General features: G+C 54.0%; 1 protein-coding gene. It reads right to left on the bottom strand.

Features of this window, described 5'->3' with window-relative positions; translation table 11 throughout:
* On the bottom strand, nt 1-486 hold a 486-nt coding region (locus ACR0E6_RS22330; protein WP_480587496.1), incomplete at its 3' end, for a TniQ family protein.
* Nucleotides 487-696 lie beyond the last annotated feature (210 nt).

The following is a 696-nucleotide window of genomic DNA, read 5'->3' as shown; positions in this document are numbered from 1 at the left end:
CCAGCCGCGCTCAAAGCGGGCACGCAAAATATGGTCGTAGCAAGAGGTGTAGTCCGCATACGGCAACGGTATCAAAGCAACGTTGTGAATCGGACAGGTCTGTATTGGGCGAGGAAGCCAGTTTCGACGGAGATGTAGCTGCGATTTGTCGGATGTTCCCGTCTCCAGCCAGCAAACCGGACAGATCGCGAGGTCTTGCTTACGCAACGACCGCGTCAGGAACTGCTGACCGTGCAGGCGTGAGTAGGTTCGTGACAGCTGTTCTGGGCTGTTTTGCGTCAAGCTTGATCGCTCAGAAGCCGTAAGATCGGCCAAGCGATCAAGCTCGGTCTGACGACCAGTGCAGACCTTCGCCTTTGACAGGCCTGTCGCTGTGCAGAATTCTTGTGTGGTGCCGGATGCGTTGATGGCGGTGTTCCGGGCAAGTAGTGAGAATCCGGGTTCGTCGGCTAGCGCCGATGTCTTTAATGGTAGAACTGTGATCATTTTTCTGCTCGTTGTTGGGCCGTCTTGTGCGACAGCTATTCTTGGGGTTTGATTTTTATGGTTTCGAAGTCGTCGGCGATAAACGGATTGAGTGCGGGAACGCAGTCTTCTTCTTCTCGGTAGCAGTCTTGGAAATGTGCGATGACAAGCTCATCTGCATCGCTCCGATATGCTTTTGATGCGGCACGCTGACACCAGACGCAGATTTCG

The organism is Ruegeria sp. AP12 (genome assembly GCF_056540025.1).
The sequence above is the reverse complement of the archived record's forward strand: the minus strand, read 5'-3'. Positions and strand labels throughout refer to the sequence as shown.